This is a genomic window from Nonomuraea glycinis (genome assembly GCF_035920485.1).
Lineage (GTDB): Bacteria > Actinomycetota > Actinomycetes > Streptosporangiales > Streptosporangiaceae > Nonomuraea > Nonomuraea glycinis.
This window is the reverse complement of the sequence record NZ_CP109166.1, coordinates 7488889-7515546: the sequence shown is the minus strand read 5'-3', so window position 1 is coordinate 7515546 and position 26658 is coordinate 7488889. Positions and strand designations below refer to the sequence as shown.

The window sequence follows — 26658 nt, the reverse complement described above, 5'->3', positions numbered from 1 at the left end:
CCTTGTTCCCCTCTCGACCTCGCGCGAGCCCAGCTCCCGAAAGCTCACCTCGCGCACGCGCGAGCCACCCTCCCGCACGACCACCTCTGGGAAAGAGGGGACTTTCGTCCCTGTCACGGACGCGCGGGCAACCGGGAGGATGGCATGGTGAAATCCAGCACGGCGGGCTTGCGGCAGCTCAAGAACCTGTCCGAGGAAGAGGCGCTGCGGCGCCTGGCCGGCGTGCCACTCGGCCGGATCGTGTTCACCCGCCAGGCCCTTCCGGCCGTCCGGCCGGTGAACCACATCGTCGTCGACGGGAACGTGATCATCCGCTCCAGCCAGGGGACCATCCTCAGCACCGAGGTGGCGCCGGCCGGAGCGGTCGTGGCCTTCGAGGCCGATGAGCTCGACGGGGCCGAGCGGCTGGGCTGGAGCGTGATCATCACGGGCATGGCGCACCTGGTCACCGATCCGCAGGAGATCGAGCGTTTCCAGGCCCGCCTGCACCCCTGGGTGGCCGGGACGATGGACCAGGTGATCCGCATCCGCCCGGAGATCGTCACCGGCTTCGAGCTGGTCCCCGCCGCCAACGCCCCGGCCTAGGCCAACGCCCCGCCCTAGCGGTCCGAAGATCGTCGGCCATCCGGAGGTCATCGGCGGCCCGGAGGTCATGGGGCCACGTCCTTCAGGATGTGGCGCACGACGTCGGCGGCCGAGTGGTCCGCGGGCAGGCCGGCGAGGAAGCCGGTGTCCTGGCCGAGGGTGAGCAGCGCGGGTTCGTGATAGCCGTCGGCCCGGTGCTGGCCCAGGCCGATGGCCGTGACCAGGGCGTTGCACAGGCAGCGGCGGCCGTCGGCCTCCTCGGCCGGACGCCCCTTGCGCACATAGATGTCGACCGGCTCGGCGGGACAGCGGTAGCCGACCCCGCCCTCCTGCTTGATGTACGGCGTGCGCAGGTAGCCCAGGTCGCACAGGCGGGGCCGCTCGTCGTACACCAGGGTGTCGGACAGCGTGCCGGGCAGGCCGGCGACTTTGAACGGGAAGCCCGTCGGCGAGGCGAGCGGATCGTTGCGCACCTCCAGTGTGCCGTCGGCGGCCCGCCGCAGCAGCCGCTGCCTCAGCTCGCCGTCGAGCCCGGACTCGCGGCACAGCGCGAACGCCGACCCCACCTGGACCCCGTTCGCCCCGGCGGCCAGTGCCCTGGCCGGCCCGCCGGGCGCGCCGTAGCCGCCGGCCAGCCAGAACGGCAGCCCGAGCGCCGCCACCTTGCCGGTGTCGACCTCGTCGCGCGGCCCGTAGACGGGCTCGCCGTCGGGGTCGAGCCGCATCCGGCCGCGTGGGGGCGCGCTGTGCCCGCCCGCGATCGGGCCTTCCAGGACGAATCCGTCCGGCCGGGTGTTCGCCGAGCGGGCCAGGTAGGCGGCCAGGACGTGCGAGGAGACGATCGCCAGCAGCCGGGGCCGCGCCAGCGGGGGCATGGAGCGGCCGAGGAGGGCGCGCGGGTCCAGGCCGACGGTGTGGACGGCGTCGCCGGCTCCGGCCACGGCGATCGTGACCTGCCCTGGCCGGTGCTCGGCGAGCTCGTCGAGCAAGTGCGGGATCTCCGCCGGGATGCCGGCGCCCATCAGCACGTAGTCGACGCCGGCCAGCAGTGCGCCGTAGACGGCGGCGGGCGTGGCCATCTGGATCTTCTCCAGATAGTTGACGCCGACCGGGCCGTCGTGGCCCTGCTTGGCGAGGAAGACCTCGGCGAAGTTGGCGACCACGGTGAGCTCGTCGCGGGCGCGGCTGGGCCGCAGCCCGAGCCGGGGCACCGGCCGGTAGGGCGTTCCGGGTTCGACGCCGCCGGGGATGAAGTAGCGGCCGAGCACCCGGTCGGCGATCGCGGCCACCGGGAAGCGGGCCAGCGCCTGCCGCAGGTGCCCGCCGGGGTCTCCCTCCTGCAGCCGCCGGGCCAGGGTGACGTCCAGCGCGGTCCCCGACACCACGCCGAGCTGGCCGGTACGGGCCACGGCCCGCGCCAGCCGCCACCCGGATACGCCCACTCCCATGCCGCCCTGGATCAGGATCGGCTCGGACACCCGGTTCACCGGTCGTTCAGACCGAGCACGTCGGGTACGGGACGGCACGGCGGGCCGTACCCGAGCGTGCCGAGCAGCTGGACGTGCCCGAACGGGCGGGCCGGATCGCCGCCGTGCCGGGCGGCGCTCAGGTCGAGTGACCGGCTGGGCGGGGAGGCGGGCTCGGTGGCGAACCGGCGGGTGATGAGTGCGGCGGACATGGCACAAGATTCCCGGCATGAGCCAGGGCGGCGGCAGGGACCAAAGTCCCTACAGTGACGTCCGATGGACCATCTCCGGCGTCGTCGGCGGACATGGTCCCGGTGCGCCGGGCGCTACTTCGCGGCTTGTCGCGGCAGCACCATCTTGGAGGTCTGCAGCAGGGCGACCGCGGCGATGCCGACGATGGGCAGGATGGTCAGCTGCCACAGGCCGGCGCCGTCCCAGCCGAGCAGTCCGACCAGCCGGGCGAACAGCAGTCCGGAGAAGGCGGCGGCGACGTAGTAGAAGAGGATGAACAAGCCGGCGCCGCGTCCGACGTGCTCAGGTCGTACGGCACGCTGCATCGCGGTGGCGCAGTTGGTGAACAGGAACCCGCTGCCGAAGGTGCCGACCAGGAAGGACAGCACGTACTGGGCCGACGGCGTGGTGGCGACCTGGTACATGAAGTAGGTGCTGACGGCGGTCGCGGCGAGGGCGAAGGCGAGCAGGCGCGGCTGGCTCATGCGGTCGCCCAGCCACCCGGCGGGCAGCGCCATCATCGCGCCGAAGCCGAAGAAGGAGACGGCCAGCGCGGCGTCACCGGGGGTGAAGCCGAGCGACTCGCGGAGGAACGTCGGGTAGAGCCCGAGGTAGCCGTAGACGACCAGGCCGGACACGGCGGACACGAGGCCCACGCCGAGGACGTTGCGGTTGTACGGCGAGGCGGGGACGTGGTCGTAGGAGACGGCGGCGCTCTCGCCGGTGCCGCCGGTCACGGCCTCGGTCAGCTTGCGCGACACGAACAGGGCGGTGAGCAGGCAGAGCAGCAGCCCGACCGAGGCGAACAGGAAGAAGGGGGCGCGCCAGGTGCCGAAGCCGCCGGCGAGGTTGGTGCCGAGGAGGGGGCCGAGGAAGACACCGGCGCCGAAGGCGACGCCGATCACACCCGCGGCGACCGAGCGGCGATGGAAGAAGAACGCGCCGACGACCGCGTACAGCGCGGTGGCCTGGACGCCTTCGCCCACGCCGGAGACGAGCCGGTAGACGCTCATGTCGGCGATGCCCACCGACAGCGGGATCGCCAGCGTGCCGAGGGAGTAGACCAGGACGCTGACCATGATGATGGCCTTGCGGGAGAGCCGGTCGGCCAGGTAGCCGGTGGGCAGTCCGGCCAGCGCGAGCCCCAGCGTGAAGCCCGTCGCCAGCCACCCCGACTCTGCGAGGGAGAACCCGAGCTCCTTGGAGATGTCGGGGAGCAGGGGGTAGAAGAGCTGCCGGTCCATGGCGTTGAGCATGTAGGTGGCGCACAGGACGGCGAAGCCGACAGCGATGGACACCTTGGTCAGTTGATCGGACCGGGCGGTGCTCTGCTCGGGTGGCTGTTGAGCGGTGCTGCTCATTGTGCTGCTCCATTCGGCGGGGGGACGCGCGTAAGGGGCCGCATGGTGGCGCTGGTTCGGACTTTGGTTCCGGACGTTCGTCCGCATCACGGTCGCTCACGGGTGGCCCTAGAATGATGTGACGAATGACACCTGTCAAGAGTCCGGGTTCACCGGGACCGATACAGGTCTGTGGTCCGGGTGTCCGAGTCGCGGACAGCGCGGGACCCATCCCCTAGAGTCGGCTGCACAGCCGTACCTGGAAATGCTCCTAAGGAGTAGTGATCGCCGTGGCCCGTCGAAGCAGCGACCCTGACTTCATCGAAGCGCTCGCCCGAGGCCTCGACGTGATCCGGGCCTTTCGCCCCAACCGGCCGGTGATGACGCTGTCCGAGGTGGCCACCGAAGCCGGCCTGGCCAGGCCCACGGCGCGGCGCATCCTGCTCACCCTGGAGGAGCTCGGCTACGCCCGCGCCGACGACAACGGGTTCGCGCTCACCCCGCGGATCATGGAGCTCGGGGTGGCGTACGTGCGGTCCATGGGACTGTGGGAGATCGCCCGGCCGCACATGGAGTGGCTGGTCGCGCGCACCCACCAGTCGTCCTCGATCGCCCAGCTGGACGGCTCCGACATCGTGTACGTCGCCCGCGTCGCGGTGCCCAAGATCGTGACGCTGCGGGTGGACATCGGCACCCGGTTCCCGGCCGCGGCCACCTCGCTGGGCAAGGTCCTGCTGGCCGCGCTGCACCCCGCCGAGCTGACGAAGGTGCTGGCCGAGCCCGGCCGCTCCGGCGTGCAGCCGAGCGCGAGCCCCTGCGAGGAGGAGCTGACGGCGGCGCTGCGCGAGGTGCGGGCCAAGGGCTGGGCGCTGACCGACCAGCAGCTCGCGCCCGCCATCCGCTCGGTGGCCGCGCCGCTGCGCGACGGGTCCGGCCGGACCATCGCGGCGCTCAACGTCAACGCCCACGCCGCGGAGACCTCGCTGGAGACCCTGGCCGAGGACTACCTCCCGCTGCTGCTGCAGGCCGCCGGCGCGATCAGTGCCGACTGGGCGCGGCACGAGTCGGTGCCGTACGTCACGGCGGGCTGAGCGACTTGACAGGAGAAAGCGGCACCTCGGAGACTGGGTCCAGCGGACAACCGTCCGCTTGACGGACGGAGAGGTTCTGAGCGGATGACCAAGCGCACCGACGAGCGACAAGGTCCCGCCGGGCCACTGGCCGGGCTGCTCGTGGCCGACTTCTCCCGCATCCTGGCCGGGCCGTACTGCACGATGCTGCTCGCCGATCTGGGCGCCGAGGTGATCAAGGTGGAGTCGCCCGGCGGCGACGACACCCGGACCTGGATGCCGCCCACCCGCGACGGAGTGTCGACCTACTACCTGGCCATCAACCGCAACAAGCGCTCGATCGCCCTGGACCTGCGCGACGAGGGCGACCTCGCCGCCGCGCGGGAGCTGGCCGCGCGGGCCGACGTGGTGGTGGAGAACTTCAAGCCCGGCGGGCTGCGCCGCTTCGGCCTGGACTACGACAGCGTCAGCGCGGGCAACCCGGCCGTCGTCTACGCCTCGATCAGCGGGTTCGGCTCCGGCAAAGGGGCCGCGATCCCCGGCTACGACCTGATGGTGCAGGCCATCTCGGGCCTGATGAGCCTGACCGGCGACCCCGAGGGGCCGCCCTACCGCGCCGGCATCTCTGTGTTCGACGTGATGACCGGGCTGCACGCCACGATCGGCATCCTCGCCGCGCTGCGGCACCGCGAGACCTCCGGTGACGGCCAGCACGTCGAGGTCAACCTGCTGTCCTCGGCACTGTCCGGGATGGTCAACCACGGCAGCGCCTACGTGGCCGGCGGCGAGGTGCCGTTCCGGATGGGCAACGCCCACCCCAGCCTGTTCCCGTACGAACCGCTGCCCACCGCGGACGGCGAGCTGATCATCACCGCCGGCAACGACGGCCAGTTCGCCAAGCTGTGCCAGGCGCTCGGCCTGCCCGAGCTGGTGGACGACCCCCGCTTCGCGCGCACCGAGGACCGCACCGCCAACCGGGAGGAGCTGCGGCCGCTGCTGGTGGAGCGGCTGCGCACCCGGCCCAAGATGGACTGGTTCCGCGAGCTGACCGCCGCCGGCGTGCCGGCCGGGCCGATCAACACCATCGACGGCGGCGTGGCCTTCGCCGAGGAGGTCGGCCTGGACCCCGTCGTCTCCGTCGGCGAGGGTGACCAGGCCATCCCCTCGGTGCGCAACCCGATCGGCTTCTCCGCCACCCCCGCTCGCTACGACCTGCCGCCGCCCTCGCTCGACGAGCACGGCGCGGAGATCCGTAAGTGGCTCGCGAGCACCGACCCGACCAGGAGCGACACGTGACCGACGGCGGCCCCACGCCTTCCTTCCCCACCTCGATCGGCACCTCCGACGAGACCACGATCCGGCTGCTCGGCCACGATCTGTCCCACGACCTCATCGGCAAGGTCGGCTTCGGCGAGCTGGCCTTCTGGCTCGTCGCGCAGCGCCGCCCGACGCCGTCACAGGTGCGGGTGTTCGAGGCGGTCCTGGTGGCGCTGGCCGACCACGGCTTCACCCCCACGGCCATCGCCGCCCGGCTCACCTATCTGAGCGCGCCCGAATCCCTGCAGGGCGCGATCGCCGCCGGGCTGCTCGGCGGCGGCTCGCGCTTCCTCGGCGTCACCGAGGACTGCGGCCGCTTCCTCGCCGACACCCTCGCCGGCCACGAGGGCGAGCTGCCCGGCACCGACGAGGAGTGGGACGAGCTGGCGCTGACCGCCGTGACCGCGGCCCGCGCCGCCAAGCGGTTCGTGCCCGGTCTGGGCCACCCGGTGCACAAGAGCGCCGACCCGCGCACCGCCGCGCTCATCGGCATCGCTGAGGAGGAGGGCCTGCGCGGCGCGCACCTGCGGCTGTTCGAGGCCATCGGGCGGGTCCATCCGCAGGTGCTCGGCCGCACGCTGCCGCTGAACGGCGCCGGGGTGTGCGGCGCCGCGCTCGCCGACCTCGGCCTGCCGGTCGAGCTGCTGCGCGGCTTCGCCCTGCTCGCCCGCACCGCGGGCCTGCTCGGGCACATCGCCGAGGAGCGCACCCGGCCGATCGGGATGGACGTCTATCGGACGGTCGACCGTAACGCCACCTACCTCAGCCCCGAATCCGACTAGTCACCTACCCCCCAAGGAGCCGCCATGGCCACCATCACCGCGGTCATCGCCTCGACGCACCATCCGTTCTACTATCGGGCGAGCACCGCCCAGGGCGAGGACCGGCCACCCTTCGCCGACGAGTGGGTGCGCAAGGTCGAGGGGTTCCGCGAAACGCTGACCAGGGCCAACCCGGACGTGCTGGTCATGGTCGGCTCCGACCACTTCCACCAGCTGTGGCTGGACAACATGCCGCAGTTCCTGGTCGGCAAGGCGCCCTTCTACGACGCCAACTGGTACAACGAGGAGCGCGAGTTCGGCCTGCCCCGGATGCGGATGCGCGGCCAGGAGGACCTGTCCGCGCACATCCTGCGCGGCGGCCTGGACGCCGGCTTCGACCTGGCCTTCAGCAACGAGCTGCGCATCGATCACAGCGTGACCTGCCCGATCATCACGCTGCGCCCGCAGAACGACCTGCCGATCGTGCCCATCTACACCAACATCTTCGCCCCGCCGCTGCCGCAGCCGAAGCGGTTCGTGCAGCTCGGCAAGGCCATCCGGGAGCTGGTGGAGTCCTGGCCGTCGGACCTGCGGGTCGCCGTCATCGGCACCGGTCACCTGTCGCTCGAGCTGGGCGGGCCACGCCAGTTCGGTCCGCACGGCCCGGATCCGGAGTTCGACGCCAGGGCCGTGGAGTGGATCGCGCAGGGCGACATCGAGGGCTGCCTGTCCGAGGTCACCCTGGACAGCCTGCACAGCCCCGGCAACGCCACCCATGGATTCATGGACTTCATGCTCATGATGGGCGTCGCGGGAGAGGGCAGGAAGGCCGACTACGTCGACACCCTCGACCTGTTCCACACCATGGAGGCCTACTTCACCTGGTACCCGAAGGGAGCGCCCGCATGAGCAAGTATCTGCTCAACAAGTTCCTCTACACCGTGGACCGTGACCCCGAGCTGGTCGAGCGCTATCGCGAGCAGCCGGTGGAGACCGTCGCCTGGTGGGAGCGCGAGCGCGCCAACGTGATCCTCAACGTGCCGGAGGCCGAGGCCAGCACCTGGCTGGCGTTCACCGACGGTGAGCGGGAGGCGCTGAGCACCCATGACTACAGCGCGCTGTTCGAGCTGGGCGCCCATCCCTTCCTGACGCTGACGCTGTTCATCGCCATGTTCGAGCGCGACCATGACGAGCCGCTCGGGTTCCAGCTCGCGTACGCGGCCCGGCTCGCGCACTTCTCCCTGCCGTATCCGGACATCGCCACATGATGCGGGCCGCGACCATCCGTACGTGCGGCCAGCCGCCCACCGTCACCACGCGTGAGGCTCCGGAGCAGCCGGACGGCACCGCACTCGTCGGCGTGATCGCGGCCCCGATCACCCCGCTCGACGTGCTCTGCGCCACCGGCACCTCCTACTTCGGCACCCCGGCCCTGCCGTACGTGCCGGGCGTGCAGGGGGTCGGCGTGGTCGAACGAGCCAGCACGAATCCCGGCAGCGTGGAGCGAGCCGGCACGAATTCCGGCAGCGTGGAGCGAGGCGCCACGATTCCCGGCGGGACCACCGTCTGGTTCAGTACGACGGCCGGGATGCGGGCGGGCGACGGCAGCATGGCCGACTACTGCGTGGTGCCGGAGAGCGACCTCGTGCCGCTGCCGGACGGCGTCGAGGCGCCGCTCGTGGCCGCGCTCGGCCTGTCGGCGATCGCCGCCTGGATGGCGCTGACCTGGCGGGGCGAACTGCGCGCCGGTGAGCAGGTCGTCATCCTCGGCGCGGGAGGCGTCGTCGGACAGGTCGCCGTGCAGGCGGCCCGCCTGCACGGCGCCCGGCGGGTGATCGCCGCCTGCCGTTCGCGTGCGGGCCGCGAACGCGCCTACGAGCTGGGTGCCGACGCCGTGGTCGACCTGTCGGGCGCCGACGACGTCGGCACGCTGGCCGTACGACTGCTCGAAGCCTGTGACGGACCGGTGGACCTGGTGCTCGACACGCTGTTCGGGCTGCCGGCCGCGGCGGCGGCGCGCACGTTGCGGCCGCACGGACGCCTGGTCAACCTCGGCAGCTCGGCCGGTGAGACCGCGCCGTTCGACTCCGCCACGCTGCGCAGCCGCTCGCTCCGGGTGCTCGGCTACACCAACAACGAGCTGACCGCCGAGCAGAAACGGGACGCCCTGCTCGCGATCGTCGAGCATGCGGCGGCGGGCCGGTTGACCGTCCCTTACGACACCGTGCCGCTGACGGACGTCGCCGTCGCCTGGGAACGGCAGGCCTCGGGGCGGGCGCCACACCGCAGCGTGCTCACCACCTGAACGACGCGAGGGACCAGCTCGACCCCCCGGCCCCGAGCGCGAGGGGACCGTCTGAACGGACATATGTCCGCCGACGGCCCCGCTTGGTCTTTTTCCTTGGCCGGATAGGGTTTCTACCTGGCATTTCTCTCCTCCGGCAGCCCTGGAGCAGGGGTATTGACATGAAGACCAAATGCCTTCATCGTTACAGCAACATTTCACATGTCCGCTGTGCGGCGGCTTGTCCGTCACTCCGGTGATGAGAGAACTGGGACATCATGAGCGAGACGACCACCTCCGATACCTCTGCCACCGATCGCCCTGTGGTCTTCCGTGGCGGGACCGTACTGACCATGGACGACCGGCACACCGTCCTGCGCGACGCCGACGTCCTGGTGATCGGTGAACGCATCGAGGCCGTCGGCCCGCATCTCGACGTCCCGGCGGAGACCCTCGAGATCGACGCCCGTGGCGGCATCATCATGCCCGGCATGATCGACACCCACCGGCACCTGTGGCAGACGGCCATGCGCGGCTACGGCGCCGACTGGACCCTCACCCAGTACTTCGTCTGGTACTACCTGGAGTCGGGCAAGTTCTTCCGGCCGGAGGACATCTACGCGGGCAACCTGCTCGGCGCCATCGAGGCCCTGGACGCCGGCGTGACCACCACGGTCGACTGGTCGCACGGGCTGCAGACGGTGGATCACGCCGACGCCGCGGTCGACGCCCTGGAGGCGGTCCCCGGCCGGTTCGTGCTCGGCTACGGCAACATCCAGCAGGGGCCGTGGGACTGGTCGGCCAAGCCGGAGTTCAGGGACTTCGTCACGCGGCGCATCGACGGCCGCGGGGACATGCTCGGCTTCCAGATGGCCTTCGACGTGACCGGCGACCCTGAGTTCCCCGAGCGCGCCGCCTTCGAGGTGGCCCGCGACCTCGACGTGCCGGTGAGCACGCACGCCGGCGTCTGGGGCGCCACCAACGACGACGGCATCCGGCTCATGCACGAGAACGGGTTCATGACCCCGGCGACCATCTACGTGCACGCCGCCACGCTCAGCCCCGACTCCTACAACCGGATCGCCGCCACCGGCGGCTCGGTGTCGGTCTCCACCGAGAGCGAGCAGAGCGCCGGCCAGGGCTACCCTCCCACCTGGCGGCTGCGTAAGCATGACATCCCGGTGTCGCTGTCCATGGACACCAGCGCCTGGTGGAGCGGCGACCTGTTCTCCGCCATGCGCACCACGCTCGGCGCCGACCGCTCCCGCGAGCACCTGGAGGCCCACGCCCGCCAGGAGACCATCACCCACTGCACCCTGCGCGCCGAGAACGTGGTCGACTGGGCCACCCGGGGCGGCAGCAAGGCCCTCGGCCTGGACAGCGCCATCGGCAGCCTCGAACCCGGCAAGAAGGCCGACATCGTCCTGATCAAGAACGACCGCTCACCGGTGATGTTCCCGATCTTCAACCCGTACGGCCACATCGCCCTGCAGGCGCAGCGCGGAGACGTGCACACGGTCCTGGTCAACGGGCGCATCGTCAAGCGCGACCACCAGCTCGTCGGCATCGACCTCGACCGGGCCCGGCAGGTCGTCGAGCAGACCGTCGACTACCTGCGGGCCGAGCTCGGCGAGGAGGCGTGGGAGAAGGGCATGAACCCCGACGTCCCGCAGGTCGAGGTCCTCGACAACCCGTACACCTACACCGACTACGGCACGTCCGCGACGCACACCGACAGCTCCGAGTAGACGCCCGGCGCGAATCCCGTGGCCGGCATCGTGACGGTGCCGGCCACCGGCGATCCCCCTGCATACAGGCCAGGTAGGAGCTGAACCACGTCCCGCTTGAGGCCGGCAGCCGGTAGCCGGCATGCGATCATGGGCCGATGCCGACAACCTGGGACGAGGCGTTCGCCGGCCGGTACGACGAATGGTCGGCCCACATGACGGCCGACATCGCCTTCTACGTGGATCTCGCGCGGGCGGCCGACGGGCCGCTGGTCGAGCTGGCGATCGGCAACGGGCGGGTGGCCATCCCGGTCGCGCGGGAGACCGGCCGGCCCGTCGTCGGCCTCGACATCTCGCCGGCGATGCTCGCGCAGGCGCGCGCCCACGCGGCCACCGCCGGCGTGACACTCGACCTGCGCGAGTGCGACCTGCGTGAGCTCGCCCTGGACGAGCCGGCGGCGCTGATCTACTGCCCGTTCCGGTCGCTCCAGCACCTGCCCACGTGGGCCGACCGCCGCCGTACGTTCGAGCGCGTCGCCGCCTCGCTCCGGCCGCAGGGGCGCTTCGCCTTCAACGCCATCGCCTTCGACCACCGGATCGCCGCGCGACTCGACGGCGAGCGGCAGGAGCGGCCCGTGCCGCACACGATCCGCTACGCGGTCGGGGACAACCGGATCGACCTCGTCCTCGACGACGGCGCGACGAGCTCCTTCTGGTGGGCGACGAAGAACGAGTGGCTCGGCCTCCTCGACGTCGCCGGCCTCGAACTGGAGGCCCTTTACGGAGGTTTCGGACGCGAGCCGTACACCGAGGACAGCCGGGAGTACGTGTTCATCGCCCGTCGCCCGTAGCGCGAGGCCGGAGCACGTCGCGCCGGCCGTCGTCGCGGCGATCGTACGGGCTGAGGGCTTCAGAGGGGTAGGCCGGACTCCAGGTGGGCCAGCGCCCGGTCGACCTCGGCGGGGCCGTCCAGGGCGGGGTCCTCGGCCCATTGCAGCCAGACCATCGCCACGACTCCGAAGACCGCGCCGATGACGTCCCGCAGCCGGGGGTCGTCCGGGGCGCATCCGGCCCTGTCCGCCAGGGTCTCGCGAATCTCCCGCACGAGGGCGGGACTTCTGCGCAGGTTCGCCGTCACCAGCTCGGGGACGGTGGCCGCGAACACCTCGCGCGCATGCCCTGCGGCGATCTCCTCGGCGGGCAGGGTGGCGAACGCCGTGCGGAAGGCGCCGCGCAGGACGGCGACCGGAGCGCCCGGCGGCTGAGCGGTCAGAGCCTCCATGAGGGGTGGGAAGCGGTCGAGCGTGGCCAGATCTTCCTTCGTCGGGAAATAGCGGAAGAAGGTGGCCGGGGAGATCTCGGCGGCCTCGGCGATCTGCTCGATGGTGGTGGCGCCGTAGCCGCGTTCGCGGAAGAGCCTGAACGCCTCGCGCAGGATCGCCTCCCGGGTCCTGGCCTTCTTGCGCTCGCGCAACCCACCGGTACCCACGACCGAATTCTATAGTGACGGTCGACTTTCATATTTTATCCGGCACCGCGCTCAGCCGACGGGCTCCACAACTCCCGCCAGGCCCTGTCCCGTGCCCCTCAAGCGGCCCCGGCTGCGGTGACCGACTACCTGACCGCCGCCGTGCTCGCCGTTGACCACCGCGCCGTGGGCGGTGCTCCGCACGCATGGCCTGCCGGCCCAGCACCACCTGAGGGTCCCCACCGTAAGCCCGGCGGCAGGGGTCGTCTCCGGGCGACGCCGCCATCGCATCCGTCCGGAAGTAGCGAAAAATTCAATCAATCAACGTATTTCGGTCTCGACTGCGGACTGCTCACCACATACCGTATACGGCATGTCCGGCGATATGATCTCCCCGGCTCGATCCCCGTTCACCCCCGCCTTCCTCGACCGCTCGCGAACCGTGGCACCCCCAGGCTGGAGCCGCTGGCTGATCCCCCCAGCTGCCCTGTCCGTCCACTTGGCGATCGGGCAGGCGTACGCGTGGAGCGTGTTCAAGCCGCCACTGGAGTCCTCCCTCGGCCTGTCCGGCACGATGAGCGCCCTGCCGTTCCAGCTCGGCATCGTGATGCTCGGCCTGTCCGCCGCGTTCGGCGGCACGCTGGTCGAGCGCAACGGGCCACGGTGGGCCATGTTCGTCTCGATGACCTGCTTCTCCAGCGGCTTCCTGCTCTCCGCGTTCGGCGTGGCGATCGGGCAGTTCTGGCTGGTGGTGCTGGGATACGGCTTCATCGGCGGTATCGGACTCGGCATCGGCTACATCTCCCCCGTCTCCACCCTGATCAAGTGGTTTCCCGACCGGCCCGGCATGGCCACCGGCATCGCCATCATGGGCTTCGGCGGCGGGGCGCTGATCGCCTCGCCCTGGTCGGCGGGCATGCTCAGCACGTTCGGCACGGACACGACCGGCATCGCCCAGACCTTCCTGGTGCACGGGATCGTCTACGCGGTGTTCATGTCGGTAGGGGTGCTCCTGGTTCGGGTGCCGCCCGAGGGCTGGCTGCCCCAGGGCTGGACCCCCTCCCGGGCCGCCGCCAAGCCGCTGGTCACCACCGCGGACGTCTCCGCGCGCAACGCGATCCGTACCCCGCAGTTCTGGTGCCTGTGGATCGTGCTGTGCCTCAACGTGACCGCGGGCATCGGCATCCTGGAGAAGGCCGCCCCCATGATCAGGGACTTCTTCTCCGGCACCGCCACCCCCGTCGCGGTCGGCGCGGCGGCCGGCTTCGTCGCGCTGCTCTCCCTGGCCAACATGGCCGGCCGGTTCGTCTGGTCCTCCACCTCCGACCTGCTCGGCCGTAAGAACATCTACCGCGTCTACCTCGGCGTGGGCGGGCTGCTCTACCTGACGATCGCGCTGGCCGGCGACAGCTCCAAGCCGCTGTTCATCATCTGCACGATCGGCATCCTGTCCTTCTACGGCGGCGGATTCGCGACCGTGCCCGCCTACCTCAAGGACCTGTTCGGCACCTATCAGGTGGGGGCCATCCACGGTCGGCTGCTCACCGCCTGGTCGGCCGCGGGCGTGCTCGGCCCACTGATCATCAACGCGATCGCCGACGCGCAGGCAGCCGCGGGCCGCTCGGGACCCGCGCTGTACACGACCTCCCTCTACATCATGATCGCGCTGCTCGTGATCGGGTTCGCGGCCAACGAGCTGATCCGCCCGGTCGCCGAGAAGTTCCACGAGCGCGTGCCGGAAACCCCGGAAACCCCGGCCACCCGCTGACCGTGACGAGCCGATGAGGACTCCCGCATGAGCGACTCCCGCATGAGCAACGACAGCCGCACCCCGCTGATGGTCCTGGCCTGGGCCTGGGTCGGCGTGCCCTTCGCCTTCGGTGTGTACGAGCTGGTCCTGAAGCTCACCCAGCTCTTCGCCGGGTGACTTCTCCCCGCCATGAACGACGGGGATTCTTCCGCCTCGCGGCGGGGTGGTGATGCCGGGCGGTGCCGGGCCTGAACGGAGGCCCGGCACCACGCACCGTTCGCCGGGCGATCTCACCTGGTCAGGACGAGCCATCTCCTGCCGTCGATGAGCTCGCGTGCGGCGTCGAGATGACCGGCATGGCAGGCGGTCTCGGTGATGACGTGCAGCACGACCTCCCGCAGCGTACGCAGATGCCAGTCGGCGAACCACTCCGGCCACCACAGCGGCGCGGCTTGCAGCGGCGTGGCGGCGATGACGGCGTTCGCGGCGTCGATCTCCCGCCGGTAGCGGCTGAGGACCGCTTCGGCCGGCAGGTCACTGCCGACCTGCCAGGCGTCGCCGGCCTGGTCGAGCCCGTCGATGACCGCCCGGTCACCGGCGACGACGGCGCGGAACCAGAACTGCTCGACGTCCAGGGCGAGATGCCGTACCAGGCCCAGGCAGCTCCAGCCTGACGGCAGGACCGGCCGCCGCAGGTCCGCCTCGCTCAGGCCGGCCACAATGCCCTGGACATGCCGTCGCTGATCGTTCAGGTGGGTGAGCAGGGTCTCGGTCTCCGAGCTGATCATCGGCGCGGCTCCTGCGGGGCGTTCTCGTCGGCCCGGTCGAGCAGCGCACGGCGTTCGGGCTCGCTGCCCGCGACGGCGGCCGCCTGCCGGAACAGGTCCGCGGCGCGGTCGCGGTCGCCGCCCCGGGCGGTGAGGTCGGCTTCGGCGGCGATGGCCAGCGGATGACCGTCCAGCGCACCGCCCGAACGCGACCGGGCCAGCAGCGCCAGCCCGGCCGGTGGCCCGTGCGCGTAGCCGTGCGCGACGGCCCGGTTCAGCTCGACCACGGGCGTGGAGTGCATCCGGGCCAGGTCGTCATAGCAGCGGGCGATCGTCGGCCAATCCGTGCCGGACACCGACGGCGCGGTGACATGGCAGGCGGCGACGCGCGCCTGCAGCCCATACGGGCCGTCCTGCTCGACCCCGGCCAGCACCTCCAGACCCTCGCTGATCGAGGCCCGGTCCCACCGGGCACGATCCTGCCGGTCGAGCGGCACCAGATTGCCCTCGGCGTCCTGGCGGGCATCGCGCCGGGAGTGCTGCAGAAGGAAGAGCGCCAGCAGCGCCGACACCTCACTCTGCCCCGGCATGAGCCGGCGCAGCAGCCGCGCCAGCCGGATCGCCTCCTCCGCGAACGCGGGCTCGCCGTCGGCGTCATAACCCTGCGTGAACAGCAGGTAGAGCACCGCCAGCACGCCGGGCAACCGCTCGGTCAGGGCCGGGCCGGTCGGCACCCGGTACGGGATCCCCGCATCGGCGATCTTCCTCTTGGCCCTGGTCAGGCGCCGGGTCATGGTCGGCTCGGTGACCAGGAAGGCACGGGCGATCCGCGCGGTCGGCACCGCGCAGATCGTCCGCAACGTCAGCGCCACGCGCGCTTCCAGCGACAGCGCCGGATGGCAGCAGGTGAAGATGAGCCGCAACCGGTCGTCCACGACCTCCTCCTCGCCGACGGCTTCGGGGCCGTCTGGTCCGGCCGGCGCGAGCGTGGCCAGTTCCGCCAGCTTGCGGCGCTCCACCGAAGCCCGGCGGAGCGTGTCGATCGCGCGGTTGCGCGCCACCGTCATGAGCCAGCCGCCGGGGTTGGCCGGCATCCCCTCCTTCGGCCACCGCCGCACGGCCAGCGCCAGCGCCTCCTGAGCGCAGTCCTCGGCCAGCGTCCAGTCGCCGGTGACGCGGATGAGCGCGGCGACGATGCGCGGGCAGGCGTCGGCGGCCACTGCCTCCAGCGCGGCCGTCACTGCTCGAAGTCGGCGAACGGACGCAGCTCCAGCCGTCCCGCCCTGGCCATCGGGTGAGCGCGGGCGACCTCGATCGCCTCGTCCAGGTCGGCGCATTCGAGCAGGTCGAAGCCCACGATCACCTCCTTGGTCTCGGCGAACGGGCCGTCGGAGAGGATGAGCTCGCCCTGGCGGACGCGGACGGTGGTCGCCGCGGACTCCGGCGCGAGGACCGCGCCTCGCACCCGCCGCCCGCGCGCGTCGTTGTCGGCCACCCAGGCCTCGACGTCCGGCTCGTTCTCCTTGTCGATGTCAGGCTCGGTGTCGCTGCAAACGAACATCATGTACTTCATGAGGTGCTCCTCGGATCGACGGCGTTCACCAGGGTGACGAACGGGCGGGCGGTTTCCGGACACGCCCACCGACATTCGCGTGGACCATGGTGCCATCGCCTTCCTGAGACCGCCGTGAGTCAGACGACAGAACCGTACGTAGGCTTGCCCGTCCAGTCGTAGGTGACGTACACGACACCGGCGTCGGTGGGCGTCACCCCCGTGAGCTTCAGCCCCGCCGGGGCGGCACCCTCGGCGAACAGCCGCTTTCCCTCGCCGAGGACGACGGGGAAGACCAGCAGCCGGTACTCGTCGACCAGCTCGGCCTGCTGCAGGGTGCGCAGGAGATCGCTGCTGCCCTGGACGAGGATCTCGCCGTCGGTGCTCCGCTTGAGCTCGGCGACCGTCTGAGCGGCCTCGCCCACCAGGACCCGGGTGTTGCGCCATGCGGCGTCCAGCGGCTTCCTGGTGGTGACGTACTTCGGCATGCTGTTGATCTTGGCGCCACCCTCCTCGTCCGGCACACCGGGCCAGTGCGAGGCGAGGATCTCGTACGACCTGCGCCCCAGCAGCATGCCGTCCGCGCGGTCCAGCTGCTCGCCCATGATGCGGCCGAAGCCCTCGTCCACGTACGGGGGCAGCCATCCGCCGTGCGGGAAGCCGTTGGAGTCATCCTCACCGGGCCCGCCGGGACCCTGCATGACACCGTCCAGCGATACGAACGTCGAAACAACCAGCTTGCCGGCCATCTGTCACTCCTTGTTGTGGGACGGGGGAGCCGCTCTCTGACCCCGTGAGCATGGTGGAGTCCGCTTCAGGATTTCTTACGGTCAGCCCTGGGTCGTGTAGGTGGCGATGATCATGCCGCTCTTCATGACCTTGGTGTCGGCCAGGGTCAGCGTCGTCGGGACGTCGCTCAGCGGCGCGGACACCGACGGGCCGCCCACGAACACCGGGGTGATCCAGAACCGGACCTCGTCCACCAGACCCGCCTTGACCAGGGCGTGCGTGACCGCGCCGTAGCCGTACATCAGGATGTCCGCACCCGGCCCGGCCTTGAGGTCGGCGACCTCCTCGACCAGGTCGCCCCGCAGCACCTCGCTGTTGTTCCACTCCGGGTCCGTGAGGGTGGTCGAGGCGACGTACTTCTTGACGTTGTTGAAGTAGGCCGCGCCGGTGCTCGGGTCGCTCTCGTCCCGTGTGGGCCAGGCGGCGGCGAAGCCCTCGTAGGTGCGCCGGCCCATCAGCAGGGCATCTGCGGCGGCCGTCTGCTCACCGGCGAAGGCGGCGGCCTCCTCGTCGAAGTACGGCATGGTCCACGCGGGGTCCTCGATGACGCCATCGAGGCTGATGTAGGTCGAGTTGATGATCTTACGCATCGTGTGTTCCTCCGGGGTTCGTACGTGGACCTTTCGATGACCACAACTCTGCCCGGAGCCCCTTACGATTCCCTTCAGGCCGCCTTACCGGCAGCACGATTCCCTTACCGGCGGCATACGGCGAACCGGCTCAGGCGCAGCTCGTCCACCCTGGTGCGGGAGGCAGACGTCGACGTGGTGGTGCTTTCGGGCCACCGCACGCTGCCGCGGCAGGGTGCCCTCGGCGAGCGGGCCGCGAGCCCGGCCTGACACGCCCGTCACCTCATCTGGGGGCGCCCGGGGAGATCAGGCCGGTCTCGTAGGCGACCACTACCGCCTGGACGCGGTCGCGCAGGCCGAGCTTGGACAGGATGCGGGCGACGTGGGTCTTCACCGTCGTCGGGCTGAGGGTGAGCCGGTCGGCGAGCTCGGCGTTGGTCAGACCGGTGGCGAGTAAGCGCAGTACCTCCAGCTCCCGGGGCGTCAGCTCCGACAGATCTCGGTGCAGGGCGGCCTTCGCCTCGTCGCGGCGGGCGAAGCGCTCGATCAGGCGCCGGGTGATGGCCGGGGCGAGCAGGGCGTCGCCGGAGCGCACCAGGCGCAGCGCGGCCACCAGATGCTCGGGGGTGACGTCCTTGAGCAGGAAGCCGCTGGCGCCCGCGGTGAGCGCGTCGTAGACGTACTGGTCGAGGTCGTAGGTCGTCAGGATGAGGACGCGAGTCTCGCTCGCGCCGCCGGCCAGGATCTGCCGGGTGGCCTCCAGCCCGTCCATCCGCGGCATCCGGATGTCCATGAGCACCGCGTCGGGCCTGGTCCGCCGGACGGCGGCGACCGCCTCAGCACCATCGGCCGCCTCGGCCACCACCTCGATGCCGTCAGCGGTGAGAATCATGCGGAATCCGGTGCGCACCAACGCCTGGTCGTCGGCGATGACGACCCGCAGCGGGCCTGACACACCGGCAGCGCCGCCAGGCAAGCCGGGCACACCAGCGGGTGGACCGGTCACACCGTCAGGCAAGCCAGCCACACCGGCGGGTGGGCCAGCCACGCCGGGGCGTGGGCCGGTCATGCTGGTGTCCACGGTAGGTGGGCCTTGATCTGGTATCCGCCGCCGGGGCTCGGGCCGGCGTCCAAGGTGCCGCCGTAGACGGCGAGCCGCTCACGCAGGCCGATCAGCCCGCGACCGGAGCGCGGCAGCGCCTTGCGCGCCTTGCGCGCCTTCCGTGTAGCGCCGGTGTCGGTGACCTCGATCTCCAGCCAGTCGCCCGCGCACTCGATCGCCACGGACACCGTCGCGCCCGCCGCGTGCTTGATCGTATTGGTCAGGGCCTCCTGGACGACGCGGTAAGCGGCCAGGTCGATCCCGGCCGGCAGCGGGCCGGACGGGAGCAATGTCGTGACATGCACCGTCATCCCGGCGCCGCGCACCCGCTCGACGAGGGTGTCGAGCCGGTCGAGTCCGGGCTGCGGTTCGAGGCCGTCGGCCGGGTCGCCCGGATGATCACCGTCCGGCCCGGCCAGCAGGCCCATGACGTGACGAAGCTCGGCCATGGCGGCTCGGCCGCCGGCTTCGACCGCGAGCAGTGCCTGCTTCGCCTCCTGCGGCGCCATGTCCATCACCTTGCGGGCCGCACCCGCCTGGATCAGCATCACGCTCACATTGTGGGTCACCACATCGTGCAACTCGCCAGCGATCCGGGAGCGCTCCTCCTCGACGGCCCTGCGCGTGGCTTCCTCCTGGGCCCGCCGCAGGTCGGCCTGCCGCTGCGGCCAGAAGCGGACGAAGCCCGCCAGAACCCCGGCGCTGAGCAGCACGACGAAGGGGCCCAGCCAGGTCGGCAGTCCGGGGGCGACACTCTCGAACGCGGCCCCGGCCAGCACGGCCGCGAGCGCCAGGCTCGCCACCGCCACCGGCCGGTTCCGGCCGTACGCGATCACGCCGTAGGCGGCGATGGCGCAGGTCAGCACGGTGACCCAGGTCGCCACGTCGGACGTCAGCAGGGCAGCGGCCAGCACCGCCCAGAAGGTGACCAGCGGGAAACGCCGCCGGGCCGCCAGCGGCGACGCCGTCAACCCCACCAGCACGGCCTCGTACATCGCCGGCTCGGCCTGCCCGGGCAGGCCGGCGCCCGGCAACGGCGGCAACAGCGGCAGCGACGGCAGGGCCGGTGGCAACTGCTGGAGCCGCAGCGGCTCGATCAGCTGCGGTTGAGCGATCAGGAACGGGTCGCCGCCGGGGAAGAGGCCCGCTGCCACCACCGCGGCGGCGGTCAGCGCGATCGCCAGCGTCGCGTCCGTGACGAGCGCCCGGGGGGACGGCCTGGCGGGTGCCTTCTCCGGGCGCAGCACATCGCGCACGTACAACCGCCACAGCCGCCGGTCACCTGTCTCCACCGGCACATTGTCCCCGCTGTCCGCCGCGGCCGGCATCCACCCCGGGGACCAAGAACGCGGCCTCGTGGCGTACATCGCAGGGATGACCTCCACGGCTGGATCCTCCCGGGGAGGTATCCGATCTCGGTGCGACGGCCGACGCGCGCGGATCCCGGTCGCGCCTAGCTTCGACTCCGATATCTCGCCTTTCAAGGAGAAATTTCATGACTTATGCGATAAACCTGGACCGCCGTAGTCTCCGTGGCGGGCTGGCCGTGACGCTCGCCCTGCTCACGACCGTCTCCTGCGCGTCCGTACCGGCGTCCCGAGCGGCCGTCAGTGAGCCGGGGCCCTCGCGAAATCCCGGCGCCGAGCCGGGCCCCGAGCGCATTCCGAACGGCAGACCCGGCCCCGGCGCCGCGCCCGGCCCTTCACGCGAGCCCGCCGGTACGCCGGCCGCCCGGAGCGTGACGCCGGCCCTGCCCAAGCCCACCGGCGCCAAGCCGGTCGGCGTCACGACCCTGCACCTGAAGGACACCTCCCGCACCGACCCGTGGGTCCCTTCCGTGAAGGCGCGGGAGTTGATGATCTCCCTGTGGTACCCCGCCACGGCACCGGGACGCCGGCGGGCGCGCTACATGACACCGAAGGAGTCGGAGCTCCTGCTCAAAGATGGAGAGATCACCGGCGTGCCGTACGACGTGCTGAGCAAGACCCGCACCAACGCCTTCCAGGACGCCGAACCGGCGGGCCGCAAGCGTGGCCTGCCCCTGGTCGTGCTCTCCCCCGGCCTCACCAAACCCCGCAGCGAGCTCACCGCCCTGGCCGAGGAGCTGGCCAGCAAGGGCTACGTGGTGGCAGGGATCGATCACACGTACGAGAACGTCGCCATGACGTTCCCCGGCGGACGGGTCACCACCTGTGCCGCCTGCGAGATCGACCACGACCCGGCGTTCTGGACGAAGCTGTCGGCGGGCCGGGCGGCCGACGTCTCCTTCGTGCTCGACCAGCTCACCGCGCGGCGCCCGAAGACGAAGGCCGCCACCCTGATAGACCCGTCCCGCATCGCGATGGCCGGCCAGTCGGTGGGCGGCGCGAGCACCATCACCGCGATGGTCAAGGACACCCGGATCCGCGCCGGCGTCAACACGGACGGCACCACGGACGGCTCGATCCCCGCCGGCGGACTGTCGCGACCCTTCATGTTCCTCGGCAAACCCGCCACGTACACCCCCGGATCGGGCAGGCCGGAAGCCGCCACCTGGGAGAATGACTGGAAGCTCCTGACCGGGTGGAAGCGCTGGCTGCTGCTCACCGGCGCGGTGCACCTGTCCTTCACCGACTACGGCACGCTGGTCGACCAGCTCGGCATCGACGTCGGCGCCGAGGTGGCCGGCGCCCGCTCGCTGGAGATCACCCGCAGATACGTCGGCGCCTTCTTCGACCTGCACCTGCGTGGCAAGCCGCAGCCCCTGCTGGACAAGCCGTCGCCGCGCTACCCGGAGATCACCTTCTGCACGGGGAAGACCTGCCGGTGAGCGGCTGAGTCCGTCAGGGAGACAGATCGGCCCTCGCCTCCCCCGTCTCCAGGTCGTACGGAATCGAAAGGTGCTGGTGGACCCCAACCGTCATCGCCGCCCTCTTCGATCCCGGACCGGTCCGCCTGGGCGCCCAGTAGATCAAACGGGCGCCTGGGGGCGTACAGAGGGCGTTTGAGGGTCACGCTCGTTGATCCGCTTGTGGCCTTGGTATATCGCGATTTTTCACAAACCATCGGCCTTTACATTGTAGATCATATGTGCGGCGTCGAGGAGACGGCGTAGCGCCAGGAGGTCCGGGGCGACAGCCGTCACCAGGATGGCGGGGCCGGTGAGCGGGGTCAGCACGGCCTCCCCCGCTCCCGGATCGCCGCCGAACAGCCGGACGCCGGGGCGCTCCCCCGCCAAGGCCGGATCGACGACGAGCAGTTGACCGACGGCCCGGTGACCGCCGAGAACGGCGGGACCGTCCCAGGAAGCGGCGCCCGGACCGTACTCCGTCTGCTGGTCCAGCAGGAGGCGACCGTCGCGCCGGACGGTGAGACGACCGGTCAGCCGCCCCGGCGGCTCGTGGGCCCGCCCCAGGACCTGCTCCTCGCGCAGCACGAGCCGGGCGGTGGCGGCCAGATCGACGGCGCAGGTCTGGCGGAGGTTGCTGCGCGCGGCGGAGATCAGCGGCTTGGGCAGCCAGTGCAGCCGCGCCCCCTCCGCCACGGTCAACCGCACGTCGTAGGTGGCGTGCTCGCGGGTGGGGCCGCGCAGCGCGACGGTCGCTGCGGCCGAGGTGACGTGCAGGTGAGCGCCCGGCTCGGCGGTGACCTCGATCCGCAGCCGGTCGCCGCCGAGCGGGGCGCTCATCGCGCCCAGCACGCACACCCGCGCCTGACTTCCGTACGACCGGCCGCGGCGCAACTCGAAAGGCCCGTCCCCGTCGAGAACGGGAAGCGCGGTGGCCCCGCCCACCGCGGTCGCCGTGATCCGCGCGATGGCCCGCACCCCAGGGCGCGTGGCCTCATGGCCTGACCGGGCGGCCTCATGGCTCGGCCCAGTGGCTTCCTGACCGGACCGGGCGGGCTCGTGACCCGGCCCGGTGGCCTCCTGACCTGCTCGGGTGGGCGCGACGGTCACGCGGTGCTCGCGGCCCAGGCTGCGAGGCGCTCGCCGACCCAGTCCGCCACCGGCTTGACGCCGCCCTCGGACTTCAGCGCCGTGAAGACCACCGGGAGGTCGCCACGCTGGTCCTCGGCGTCGCGGGCCATCCTCGCCAGGTCGACGCCCACGTGCGGGGCGAGGTCGGTCTTGTTGATGACGAGCAGGTCGGCGGTGGTGATGCCGGGACCGCCCTTGCGCGGGATGTCGTCCCCGCCCGCGACGTCGATGACGAAGATCTGGGCGTCGACGAGCCCTTTGGAGAACGTCGCGGTCAGGTTGTCGCCGCCCGATTCGACCAGGATCAGGTCGAGCGGGCCGACCTGATCCTCCAGGTCCTCGACGGCTTCGAGGTTGGCGGAGATGTCGTCGCGGATGGCGGTGTGCGGGCACGCCCCCGTCTCGACCGCCTGGATGCGCTCGGCGGGCAGGACGGCCTCGCGGAGCAGGAACTCGGCGTCCTCACAGGTGTAGATGTCGTTGGTGACGACGGCGATGGACAGGTCGTCGCGCAACGTCCGGCACAGGGCCGCGACCGTGGCCGTCTTGCCGGAGCCGACCGGCCCGCCGAGGCCGATACGCAGGGCACGGCGACGGCCGTCGGGACGTTCGAGGTCGGCGGGACCGGCAAAGGCGTCCGCGTGGTGCAGGTGCATGGCTGCTCCGATGGGGTGAACGACTGAGGGTGAACGACGGGCATTGGACGACGAGGAGGGGAACGGCTAGGAGGCGAACAGGCGTGCCGGACGGGCGGCGTGGCGCTCGGCGGCGATGTCGAGCAGTGGTGTCGAGGCCGCGGGCAATGCGTCGACGCCCTCGGCGAAGACCCGTGAGGCGCATGCGGCGCCCCGCTCCGCGACGTCGTCGAGGTCAGTGGTGAGGCGGGCAAGGACGCCGGTGGCGTCGAACGGGTTGAGGCCCAGCAGGCGGACGGTGGCGGTGGCCGGCCCGCTGACGGACTCGTACGCCGCCACGTACGCGATCTCCAGCGGGGTGAGGCCCGCCGATCGGGCGGTGAGGCCGAGGACGACGGGCTGGTGCGCGCCGCGCGGCCGGGCGGCGGCGAGCGCGTCGAGCTCGGCCGAGGGCCAGGTGGCGCGGGCGGCCCGCATCAGCTGACGGCCCAGCCGGCGCGCGGTGTGCCGCAGGGCGGGGGCGGGGGTGCGGGCGTCGGCGGCCTCGTCCAGCAGCAGCGGGTCGTATCCGGCGGCGGCCGCGGCGGCGAAACCCGCCGCGACCAGCCCGCTGGTGTGCAGCCGGCCGCGACAGAACTCCGCCAGGCTCGCGACGTCGTGCACGCGACCCGCCGTGACGGCCGCCTCCGCCCCACCGGAATGGGCGTGCCCACCAGCGGGAAAGCGGCCATCGGCCAGGACGAACAGCGCGCCACCGGTCAACCGGCCCATCTGACTTATCCGCCCACCCGACCCGCCCGACCTGTCCGACCCACCGGGCTCACCCGGCCTATCCCGGTTCATCAGAAGAGGAAGTAGCGCTGGGCCATGGGGAGTTCGGTGGCGTAGGAGCGTTCGACGAGTTGGTCGTCGATCTCCGTCCGGACGTCCTTGGCCGTCGCTCCGCCGATCAGCACCGTGAACGTGTCGGGGTCGATGTCCACGTCGGGGGTCGCGCTGTTCTCCCGCATGTCCGCCTTGCGCACCTCCCGAGTACTGCGTACGGGCCTGAACTGCTTGTCCAGTTTGAGCCGTTCGGGCAGGCCGCCGTCGATGGCCCGCTGGGTCACGAAGTTGACCGAGTTCGCGCGCGGAGCCCGGCCGGTCGCGCCGAAGACGGCACGGGGCAGAACCGGTTGCGGGGTCGGGATGGAGGCGTTGGCGTCGCCCACCTGCGCGTAGGCGAGCTGGCCGCCTTTGATGACCCGATGCGGCTTGATGCCGAAGAACTTCGGCTCCCAGAGCACCAGGTCGGCGAGCTTGCCCGGTTCGATCGAGCCGACCTCGTGGTCGATGCCCTGCGCGAGAGCCGGGTTGATGGTGTATTTCGCGATATAGCGGCGGGCGCGATAGTTGTCGGCCCCGTCGTCACCGTCCAGGAAGCCCCGCCGAGCCTTCATGACGTGCGCGGTCTGCCACGTCCGCATGATCATCTCCCCGATGCGGCCCATGGCCTGCGCGTCCGACGACATGATGGAGATCGCGCCGAGATCGTGCAGGATATCCTCGGCGGCCATCGTGGAGGGCCGGATCCGCGAGTCCGCGAAGGCCCGGTCCTCCTCCACCAGCGGATTCAGGTGATGGCAGACCATCACCATGTCGATGTGCTCCTTGACGGTGTTGTAGGTGAACGGCCGGGTCGGATTGGTGGAGGCGGGCAGTACGTTCGGCCGGCTCACGATGGTGATCATGTCGGGGGCGTGGCCGCCGCCGGCCCCCTCGACGTGGAAGACGTGGATGGGATGGTCGCCGATGGCGTCGATGGTGTCAGCGACCACACCCGCCTCGTTCAGCGAGTCGGCGTGCAGGGCGAGCTGGACGCCCGTCTCCTGGCACACCTCCAGGCACCTGCGCAGGACGGCGGGGGTCGCCCCCCAGTCCTCATGGATCTTGAAGCCCAGGACGCCCGCGTCCACCTGATCGACCAGCGATTGTCTGGACATGGTGCTGCCCTTGCCGAACAGCCCGATGTTGACCGGGAAGGAGTCCAGCGCCTCGAACATCCGGTCGATGTGCCAGGTGCCGGGTGTGACGGTGGTGGCGGTGCTGCCCTCCGCCGGGCCCGTGCCGCCCCCGATGAGGGTGGTGACGCCGGCGGCGAGCGCCTCGTGGAGCTGCTCGGGGCAGATGAAGTGGACGTGCGTGTCGACCCCGCCCGCCGTGAGGATCTTGCCGTTGCCCGCGATGACCTCGGTCTCGGGACCGATGAGGAAGTCGGTGGCCAGCTCGTGGTCGTCGTGGATCGGGTCCATGGTCTCGTCGTTGTACGCCTTGCCGAGCGCGGTGATCCGGCCGTCCCGGATGGCGACGTCGGCCTTGACGACACCCCAGTGATCGAGGATGACGGCGCCGGTGATGACCGTGTCCGGCGGCTCCCCCTCGGAGTCGCGCGGCGCGCAGGACTGGCCCATCGACTCGCGGATCACCTTGCCGCCGCCGAAGACGACCTCGTTCCCGCTGCGTCCCGGGCCACCGGACCAGTCGTCGCAGATCTCGATCCGCAGGTTGGTGTCCGCCAGGCGGATGCGGTCACCGGTCGTCGGGCCGAACCGGTCGGCGTAGTCGGCGCGGGACAGCGGCTCAGCCATCGAGGTGACCTCCGACCTCGCCGCGCAGGCCCGCGACGATCCGCTTGCCCTCGATGGGCACCAGCTCCGCCTCACGCGGGCAGCCGGGCTCGAACCGCATGGAGCTGCCGGCCGGGATGTGCAGGCGCTTGCCGTACGCGTCGGCCCGGGTGAAGGTGAGACCGGGGTTGGCCTCGTAGAAGTGGTAGTGGGAGCCGACCTGGACGGGCCGGTCACCGTCGTTGACGACCGTGACGGTCGTGATCTCCCGGCCCACGTTGAAGTGCACGGGCTCGGCCTGCTCGGGATGCTCGACCTTCCCCGGGCTGACCCGCACCTCCTCCCCCGCCTCCGGGAACGGGTCGTGCACGGTGACCAGCTTGGTGCCGTCGCGGAAGGTCGCCTCGACCTGCACGTCGGGGATCATCTCCGGGACGCCCTCCATGACCTCGTCGCGGGTGAGCACCTTCCGCCCGGAGGCCATGAGCTCGGCGACGGTCTGACCGTCCCGCGCTCCTTCGAGCACGTGTACGGTCAGCAGCGCGACCGCCTCCGGATAGTTGAGCAGCACCCCCCGCGCCCGGCGCTTCTCGGCCACCTCCGCGGCCACATGGATCATCAGCCGTTCCTGCTCATGTGGAGTCAGATGCATCTCCGCCACCTCACCTTCCGTCGGCTTCG

At 71.2% G+C, this 26658-nt stretch carries 28 protein-coding genes; 12 read left to right on the top strand and 16 right to left on the bottom strand.

The window, feature by feature from the left end; genetic code table 11:
* Positions 1-144 precede the first annotated feature (144 nt).
* A complete protein-coding gene (locus OHA68_RS35255; protein ID WP_327104098.1) occupies positions 145-585 on the top strand; it encodes a pyridoxamine 5'-phosphate oxidase family protein in 441 nt (146 codons plus the stop codon).
* A gap of 65 nt (positions 586-650) precedes the next feature.
* On the opposite strand, the gene OHA68_RS35250 is transcribed toward OHA68_RS35255, so the two are convergent.
* From OHA68_RS35250 to OHA68_RS35240, 3 genes are all read right to left on the bottom strand, one after another.
* A complete protein-coding gene (locus OHA68_RS35250) occupies positions 651-2063 on the bottom strand; it encodes a nitronate monooxygenase (RefSeq protein WP_327104097.1) in 1413 nt (470 codons plus the stop codon).
* 5 nt (positions 2064-2068) lie between these two features.
* A complete protein-coding gene (locus OHA68_RS35245; RefSeq protein WP_327104096.1) occupies positions 2069-2263 on the bottom strand; it encodes a hypothetical protein in 195 nt (64 codons plus the stop codon).
* A gap of 114 nt (positions 2264-2377) precedes the next feature.
* Positions 2378-3643 (bottom strand): MFS transporter, encoded by a 1266-nt coding sequence (locus OHA68_RS35240; protein WP_189138984.1) that lies wholly within the window; start codon positions 3641-3643, stop codon positions 2378-2380.
* Positions 3644-3912: 269 nt separating this feature from the next.
* Between OHA68_RS35240 and OHA68_RS35235 the strand changes: the two genes are divergently transcribed.
* The 8 genes from OHA68_RS35235 (at position 3913) to OHA68_RS35200 (ending at position 11632) form a co-directional block, all read left to right on the top strand.
* Complete coding sequence (locus OHA68_RS35235; protein WP_189138985.1) at positions 3913-4713, top strand: IclR family transcriptional regulator domain-containing protein; 801 nt, start codon at positions 3913-3915, stop codon at positions 4711-4713.
* Positions 4714-4797: 84 nt separating this feature from the next.
* Positions 4798-5988, top strand: a complete 1191-nt coding sequence (locus tag OHA68_RS35230; RefSeq protein ID WP_189138986.1) for a CaiB/BaiF CoA transferase family protein — start codon at positions 4798-4800, stop codon at positions 5986-5988.
* On the top strand, positions 5985-6791 hold the full coding sequence (locus OHA68_RS35225) for a citryl-CoA lyase (RefSeq protein ID WP_327104095.1): 807 nt from the start codon (positions 5985-5987) through the stop codon (positions 6789-6791). Before OHA68_RS35230 ends, OHA68_RS35225 begins: the two co-directional genes overlap by 4 nt.
* A 24-nt stretch (positions 6792-6815) precedes the next feature.
* Positions 6816-7679 (top strand): DODA-type extradiol aromatic ring-opening family dioxygenase, encoded by an 864-nt coding sequence (locus tag OHA68_RS35220; RefSeq protein WP_189138988.1) that lies wholly within the window; start codon positions 6816-6818, stop codon positions 7677-7679.
* The gene (locus OHA68_RS35215; protein ID WP_189138989.1) at positions 7676-8038 is read left to right on the top strand and encodes a hypothetical protein; all 363 of its coding nucleotides are present in this window, start codon (positions 7676-7678) and stop codon (positions 8036-8038) included. The genes OHA68_RS35220 and OHA68_RS35215 overlap by 4 nt, the downstream gene beginning before the upstream one ends.
* Positions 8035-9075: a quinone oxidoreductase family protein gene (locus OHA68_RS35210; RefSeq protein WP_327104094.1), complete on the top strand. Its 1041-nt coding sequence runs from the start codon at positions 8035-8037 to the stop codon at positions 9073-9075. The genes OHA68_RS35215 and OHA68_RS35210 overlap by 4 nt, the downstream gene beginning before the upstream one ends.
* A gap of 257 nt (positions 9076-9332) precedes the next feature.
* Positions 9333-10802, top strand: a complete 1470-nt coding sequence (locus OHA68_RS35205) for an amidohydrolase family protein (RefSeq protein WP_189138990.1) — start codon at positions 9333-9335, stop codon at positions 10800-10802.
* Positions 10803-10939: 137 nt separating this feature from the next.
* The gene (locus OHA68_RS35200; protein ID WP_327104093.1) at positions 10940-11632 is read left to right on the top strand and encodes a class I SAM-dependent methyltransferase; all 693 of its coding nucleotides are present in this window, start codon (positions 10940-10942) and stop codon (positions 11630-11632) included.
* A 59-nt stretch (positions 11633-11691) separates the two neighbouring features.
* On the opposite strand, the gene OHA68_RS35195 is transcribed toward OHA68_RS35200, so the two are convergent.
* The gene (locus tag OHA68_RS35195) at positions 11692-12270 is read right to left on the bottom strand and encodes a TetR family transcriptional regulator (protein WP_327104092.1); all 579 of its coding nucleotides are present in this window, start codon (positions 12268-12270) and stop codon (positions 11692-11694) included.
* A gap of 352 nt (positions 12271-12622) precedes the next feature.
* Here OHA68_RS35195 and OHA68_RS35190 point away from each other — a divergent pair, with 352 nt between their 5' ends.
* Together OHA68_RS35190 and OHA68_RS35185 are read left to right on the top strand one after the other, a co-directional pair.
* Positions 12623-14017 carry an L-lactate MFS transporter gene (locus tag OHA68_RS35190; RefSeq protein ID WP_327104091.1) on the top strand — a complete coding sequence of 465 codons (1395 nt, stop codon included), beginning with the start codon at positions 12623-12625 and terminating at the stop codon, positions 14015-14017.
* Positions 14018-14044: 27 nt separating this feature from the next.
* On the top strand, positions 14045-14176 hold the full coding sequence (locus OHA68_RS35185; protein ID WP_327104090.1) for an MFS transporter small subunit: 132 nt from the start codon (positions 14045-14047) through the stop codon (positions 14174-14176).
* 113 nt (positions 14177-14289) lie between these two features.
* Here OHA68_RS35185 and OHA68_RS35180 read toward each other — a convergent pair whose 3' ends face one another.
* From OHA68_RS35180 to OHA68_RS35150, 7 genes are all read right to left on the bottom strand, one after another.
* Positions 14290-14787 (bottom strand): DinB family protein, encoded by a 498-nt coding sequence (locus tag OHA68_RS35180; protein ID WP_327104089.1) that lies wholly within the window; start codon positions 14785-14787, stop codon positions 14290-14292.
* Positions 14784-16007 (bottom strand): RNA polymerase sigma factor, encoded by a 1224-nt coding sequence (locus tag OHA68_RS35175; RefSeq protein ID WP_327104088.1) that lies wholly within the window; start codon positions 16005-16007, stop codon positions 14784-14786. The genes OHA68_RS35180 and OHA68_RS35175 overlap by 4 nt, the downstream gene beginning before the upstream one ends.
* On the bottom strand, positions 16004-16339 hold the full coding sequence (locus tag OHA68_RS35170; protein WP_327104087.1) for a YciI family protein: 336 nt from the start codon (positions 16337-16339) through the stop codon (positions 16004-16006). Before OHA68_RS35170 ends, OHA68_RS35175 begins: the two co-directional genes overlap by 4 nt.
* 119 nt (positions 16340-16458) lie before the next feature.
* The gene (locus tag OHA68_RS35165) at positions 16459-17067 is read right to left on the bottom strand and encodes a dihydrofolate reductase family protein (RefSeq protein WP_327104086.1); all 609 of its coding nucleotides are present in this window, start codon (positions 17065-17067) and stop codon (positions 16459-16461) included.
* Between the two features lie 81 nt (positions 17068-17148).
* Positions 17149-17697, bottom strand: a complete 549-nt coding sequence (locus OHA68_RS35160; protein ID WP_327104085.1) for a dihydrofolate reductase family protein — start codon at positions 17695-17697, stop codon at positions 17149-17151.
* A 262-nt stretch (positions 17698-17959) separates the two neighbouring features.
* Entirely contained in the window at positions 17960-18631 is a 672-nt protein-coding gene (locus OHA68_RS35155; RefSeq protein ID WP_327104084.1) for a response regulator transcription factor, read from the bottom strand.
* Between the two features lie 110 nt (positions 18632-18741).
* Complete coding sequence (locus tag OHA68_RS35150; RefSeq protein WP_327104083.1) at positions 18742-20070, bottom strand: sensor histidine kinase; 1329 nt, start codon at positions 20068-20070, stop codon at positions 18742-18744.
* Positions 20071-20273: 203 nt separating this feature from the next.
* On the opposite strand from OHA68_RS35150, the gene OHA68_RS35145 reads away from it, so the two are divergent.
* Positions 20274-21587: an alpha/beta hydrolase family protein gene (locus OHA68_RS35145; protein WP_327104082.1), complete on the top strand. Its 1314-nt coding sequence runs from the start codon at positions 20274-20276 to the stop codon at positions 21585-21587.
* A gap of 225 nt (positions 21588-21812) precedes the next feature.
* Here OHA68_RS35145 and OHA68_RS35140 read toward each other — a convergent pair whose 3' ends face one another.
* The 5 genes from OHA68_RS35140 to OHA68_RS35120 all read right to left on the bottom strand — a co-directional run bounded on the left by OHA68_RS35140 (position 21813) and on the right by OHA68_RS35120 (position 26629).
* Entirely contained in the window at positions 21813-22583 is a 771-nt protein-coding gene (locus OHA68_RS35140; RefSeq protein WP_327104081.1) for an urease accessory protein UreD, read from the bottom strand.
* Between the two features lie 128 nt (positions 22584-22711).
* Complete coding sequence (ureG, locus tag OHA68_RS35135; protein ID WP_327104080.1) at positions 22712-23392, bottom strand: urease accessory protein UreG; 681 nt, start codon at positions 23390-23392, stop codon at positions 22712-22714.
* A gap of 66 nt (positions 23393-23458) precedes the next feature.
* Positions 23459-24142, bottom strand: a complete 684-nt coding sequence (locus OHA68_RS35130) for an urease accessory protein UreF (RefSeq protein WP_327104079.1) — start codon at positions 24140-24142, stop codon at positions 23459-23461.
* 71 nt (positions 24143-24213) lie between these two features.
* On the bottom strand, positions 24214-25998 hold the full coding sequence (locus OHA68_RS35125; protein WP_327104078.1) for an urease subunit alpha: 1785 nt from the start codon (positions 25996-25998) through the stop codon (positions 24214-24216).
* Positions 25991-26629, bottom strand: coding sequence for an urease subunit gamma (locus OHA68_RS35120; RefSeq protein WP_189139006.1), 639 nt, complete (start codon positions 26627-26629; stop codon positions 25991-25993). The genes OHA68_RS35125 and OHA68_RS35120 overlap by 8 nt, the downstream gene beginning before the upstream one ends.
* Positions 26630-26658: the final 29 nt, after the last annotated feature.